At 44.1% G+C, this 4,432-nt stretch carries 5 protein-coding genes; 2 read left to right on the forward strand and 3 right to left on the reverse strand.

Translation table 11 applies throughout. The annotated features are described in order from the left end of the window. Positions 1 to 376: 376 nt before the first annotated feature. Both BCT81_RS22955 and BCT81_RS22960 read left to right on the forward strand, forming a co-directional pair. Complete coding sequence (locus BCT81_RS22955) at positions 377 to 805, forward strand: HIT domain-containing protein (RefSeq protein WP_102425968.1); 429 nt, start codon at positions 377 to 379, stop codon at positions 803 to 805. Positions 806 to 942: 137 nt separating this feature from the next. Next, positions 943 to 1,470 carry a YqhA family protein gene (locus BCT81_RS22960; protein ID WP_102425969.1) on the forward strand — a complete coding sequence of 176 codons (528 nt, stop codon included), beginning with the start codon at positions 943 to 945 and terminating at the stop codon, positions 1,468 to 1,470. A gap of 65 nt (positions 1,471 to 1,535) precedes the next feature. Here the strand turns inward: BCT81_RS22960 and BCT81_RS22965 are convergent, their stop codons facing one another. Genes BCT81_RS22965 through BCT81_RS29450 form a run of 3 tightly spaced genes read right to left on the reverse strand, consistent with a single transcriptional unit; the run spans position 1,536 to position 4,258 of the window. Then, positions 1,536 to 1,766 (reverse strand): FeoC-like transcriptional regulator, encoded by a 231-nt coding sequence (locus tag BCT81_RS22965; RefSeq protein ID WP_004737929.1) that lies wholly within the window; start codon positions 1,764 to 1,766, stop codon positions 1,536 to 1,538. Then, positions 1,763 to 4,036: a Fe(2+) transporter permease subunit FeoB gene (gene feoB, locus BCT81_RS22970; protein ID WP_198596948.1), complete on the reverse strand. Its 2,274-nt coding sequence runs from the start codon at positions 4,034 to 4,036 to the stop codon at positions 1,763 to 1,765. Before feoB ends, BCT81_RS22965 begins: the two co-directional genes overlap by 4 nt. Continuing rightward, positions 4,037 to 4,258, reverse strand: a complete 222-nt coding sequence (locus BCT81_RS29450; RefSeq protein WP_150897811.1) for a FeoA family protein — start codon at positions 4,256 to 4,258, stop codon at positions 4,037 to 4,039. Between the last annotated feature and the right edge of the window lie 174 nt (positions 4,259 to 4,432).

Below are 4,432 nucleotides of genomic sequence, written 5' to 3' on the forward strand. Positions count from 1 at the left end.
ACTACGCTCCTTCGTCGCTCTAGGAGATGACGGCAATGAATGCCATAAGTCCGAGACAGGATCAATGGCGCGTTCCCACGCCATCCCCTTCATTGATGAGAGAGCGTGATAGGGAATCTTCTAAAGCACGTAACAGCAGTAAACCAATTCGCTATTCCTCTCCTTCACGCTATTCCCCACAGTGAAGCACGAGCATGTTGGAGACTCTTCCTAAAGCATGCAATCACCGAAAACCAATTCGTTGTCCTTCTCCTCCAGCGTCATTCCCTACAGTGAGGTACGAACGTGATAGGGAATCTGCTTATTGAGGTCGTAAGCGCTAGCCACATTCTCTTTCCAACCTTATACTCAACTAAAACAATTAATTGGAAAGATCATGAGCTTCGAACTTCATCCTCAATTGGCAAAAGACACCACCGTTATTGGCGAATTCCCACTTAGCCTTGCGCTACTGCACAAAGACAACACTGTACCTTGGGTTATTCTGGTACCAAAACGTGCCAACCTAAAAGAGCTGCATCACTTACCAATGAAAGAGCAACAGCAGTTCTTACATGAATCTCAAGCAGTGAGCCAAGCACTAGAAGCTACGTTCCAACCGGATAAGCTAAACCTAGGCGCACTAGGTAACATGGTGCCACAACTGCACATCCACCATATCGCACGTTTCAAAGATGATGTGGCATGGCCTGGCCCTGTGTGGGGCAACACCACAGGTGAACAGCGCAGTGAAGAAGAGCAAGCAGCTATCCTAACTCGTATTCAAAATGTGCTGTCACTAAGCTCTATCTTTAAGAAAGCTTAACCTTCTGACATAGGTGATACCTAACCTCTTGGTATCACCATTATTACCAATGTGTAATAATAATTCACAAAAACACCCCATTATCACAACACAGACTCCCACGTATACTCTCTTGCACACAACATAGAGAGAGCATCATGAAACAAACCTTCAACTTATTTCGTCATATCAGCTGGATCGCCATCATCTGTTCTATGCTTGCTTCCCTACTCTTATTCTTTATGGGAGCAACCAAGACTTACTCTGCTTTTGCGATCTTCATGCTCAATCAGGTACCACCGGAATCGCTCGCACATTTAGACACAACAGATATCGCGATCTCGTACTTGATTAAGTCTCTGGATACATTCTTGATTGCTTTTGTACTCTTTATTTTTTCTCACGGTGTGTTCACTTTATTCATCTCGGATAAAAGTAATGCTGCGAAAAGTGAACAACAAATCAATAAAAGCAAAGTACTTAGTTGGATAAAAACACCCAATATTGGCCACCTGAAAAACATTTTGGCTGAAGTGATTATCATCATCATCTTCGTGAAGTTTTTGGAGCTTGTGCTCGTCAATTTCGACAGCATTGGATGGGACATACTGGTTCTTCCAGTATCCATACTGTTACTTAGTATTGGCCTTAAAGTTCTTGGGTTAGGTGAAACCAAAGAGTCTTAAGTCGATAAACACAAACAAAAAACCGCAGCTCATAGGCTGCGGTTTTTTATTAGATATTGACCAAACTACATCATTACATTCAGCGACAGACCATCTTGTTTGCTGATGGTGTAGCGAACACGCGTTGTATGACCATGTTTGTTGGTGTCGACCAAGCGAGATACTTTGCCTTTCTTGACCCACACGCTCAACATCGCATCCACGCCATCTTCACTCATACCAAATTTCGCTGCAATCTCTTTACGAGCTGCGACACCTTGGCTGTCAATGTACTGATGAAGTTCAGTTAAAATCATACGACTTGCACCTCTAATGCTTTTTGCTTGCTGCCAACTTTCTTAAATACACGGTAGGTAATCACAAAGCCACCAGCAATCGCGACCATCCACACTGCACTTGTCACAGGGTGTGCTGCAAAGTTTGCCGCTTGGTAGTAGAAAGTTGCACCAAAGTAGCCAAGCGCCATTGTCCAAACCGCAATAAATCGTGCAAACATTTGACCAAATTCACGAACGTAAGCACCCATTGCAGCCACACAAGGTGTGTAAAGCAAGATAAGGATTAAGTAAGCAAACGCAGCGTGACCAGAAACAAATTTGTCTTTCAGGTTACCAAAGATAGACGAGTCAACCTCTTGTTCTTCGGCAACTGCACCTGAATCGCTTAAGTCACCCACTTCAATACCTAGAGGATCCGAGTAGCTCAGACCGGCTAGATTCTCAGGAATCGTCATCACCGCTTCTTCTAAGCTAGCCGCTAAGTCAAACTCAGCCGCTTCCTCATCAGAAGGCGTTGTGTAAAGGCTGTTCAACGTACCAACTACCGCTTCTTTTGCGAAGATACCGGTAATAATACCTACCGTTGCTGGCCAGTTTTCTTCTGTAATACCGATTGGTTGGAACACAGGAGTCACAACTTGTGCTGCCTTAGAAAGTACTGAATTTTCGCTGTCTTCGTTACCGAAACTGCCGTCCATACCCAGAGAGTTCAAGAAGCTTAAGATTGCTACCACAACCACAATCGTTTTACCTGCACCAAGCACGAATCGCTTCAGTTTCTGCCACGTTTTCAACATCACGTTTTGTACAGTTGGCAGCTCGTAGTCTGGCATTTCCATTACCAAGCTGTCGCTGCTACCTGGGTAGATAGTGTTTTTAAGGAACAAACCAGTAAATACAGAAGCAAGAATACCCATGATGTACAGAGCAAATACCACGTTTTGACCAGCACCTGGGAAGAATGCTGCAGCAAACAGTGCGTATACCGGTAGACGAGCACCACATGACATAAATGGCGCCATTGAGGCAGCTAGCTTACGCTCACGCTCTTGGTCAAGTGTACGAGTTGCCATGATTGACGGTACGTTACAGCCAAAGCCAAGAACTAACGGTACAAACGCCTTACCCGGCAGACCAATCTTTTGCATCACTTTATCAAGTACAAACGCAGCACGCGCCATATAACCTGAACTTTCAAGTACCGCTAAGAACAAGTAAAGCGCCGCGATAACCGGAATAAAGGTCGCAACAGTTTGAATACCACCACCGATACCATCTGCAAGAATAGTAACCAGCCAAACTGGTAGGTGTCCGTCTAATAAATGGTGTCCACCATCAACCAATATTGCACCAACACCAATATCAAAGAAATCGATGAACGCACTACCAATATTGATAGAGAACATGAACATTAGGTACATGATGACGAAGAAGAAAGGGATACCGACCCATTTGTTCAGAATGAATTGGTCAGCTTTCTCTGTGAAGTTACGGCTTAGTTTGCCTTCACTGCGGCGAACACGCTTACACAGGTCATGTAAGAAAGTGTACTTCGCGTCTGCTACCGCAAGGTCGATATCAAACTCGGCGCCAAGACGCACATTATCAATTTGAGTACGTGTTTGCGGAGCTAAACCGTTTAGCACCAAGTAATCATTTTCTAGAGCACGAATCGCAAGCGCTCGGTGAGAAACATCAGCATCATCAAAATGTGATTCAACAGAAGGAATAAGTGCTTCTAATGCTTCGTCATAGTTAATAGAGATAGGATCAAGGCTCACACCTTGAACAAGAAGCTTATGTAGACGCTCTTTGAAACGAGCCACTTGACCTTTATCGTTCGCAGACAAGCTAAGAACCGGGCAACCTAGCTCTTTCTCTAGCGCTTTCAGGTTGATCACCTGACGCTCACGCTTTAATACATCCATTTTGTTCAATACAACGATCATCGGGCGACCCAACTCTCGCAATTGCAATGTCATGTATAGGCTTCGTTCTAAGCAGCTTGCATCAACGACATTAATGATCACGTCAGCAGGGTGAGTCAGAACAGCTCGCGACGCGATAGACTCATCAATACTATTTGCATCATTACCACTATCTAGTGCGTAGATACCAGGCAAGTCGGTTAGCTGAAATTGGTCACCCGCATGTGAATAGACACCCGTTTTCTTTTCTACGGTTACGCCTACCCAGTTACCAACATGCTGCTTCGCACCGGTTAGTGCATTGAATAACGTTGTTTTACCACTATTCGGGTTACCAACGGTAAGAACTTGATAATCCATTTAGATAACCTCGATTTGTTCTGCGATGCTTTCACGAATGGCGATAGAGACTCCTCTCACCTCCACTTGAAGCGGATCCCCCATCGGCGCGCGACGGATTAGTGTAACTTCAGTGTTTGGCAACATACCCATGACCATTAGCTTTTTTCTAACTTCTGGTGTTAAGCCGGTTAAGGCAACTATAGAAGCCGCTTTTCCTTGCTCTAGTTGTGAGAGTTTCATAAATACCCAATTCGTGATTGATAATGAGAAAGATTGTTATTAACACCATAATACACATACATGACCACAATTCTATTGTGTGAAATCAATGTTTTCGAAAATACATACTCGTAAATTTCGTTAAAAACGTTTACGTCAAAACCGTTACTTTCAACAACTAGTGAGAACTACCTC

The sequence above is a fragment of the Vibrio sp. 10N.261.52.A1 genome (assembly GCF_002876325.1).
Taxonomy (GTDB): Bacteria; Pseudomonadota; Gammaproteobacteria; order Enterobacterales; family Vibrionaceae; genus Vibrio; species Vibrio chagasii.

Excerpts from the sequence above, each read along its gene's own strand:
- BCT81_RS29450 (WP_150897811.1), bottom strand. The coding sequence starts at position 4,258 with ATGAAACTCTCACAACTAGAGCAAGGAAAAGCGGCTTCTATAGTTGCC.
- feoB (WP_198596948.1), bottom strand. The coding sequence starts at position 4,036 with ATGGATTATCAAGTTCTTACCGTTGGTAACCCGAATAGTGGTAAAACA.
- BCT81_RS22965 (WP_004737929.1), bottom strand. The coding sequence starts at position 1,766 with ATGATTTTAACTGAACTTCATCAGTACATTGACAGCCAAGGTGTCGCA.
- BCT81_RS22955 (WP_102425968.1), top strand. The coding sequence starts at position 377 with ATGAGCTTCGAACTTCATCCTCAATTGGCAAAAGACACCACCGTTATT.
- BCT81_RS22960 (WP_102425969.1), top strand. The coding sequence starts at position 943 with ATGAAACAAACCTTCAACTTATTTCGTCATATCAGCTGGATCGCCATC.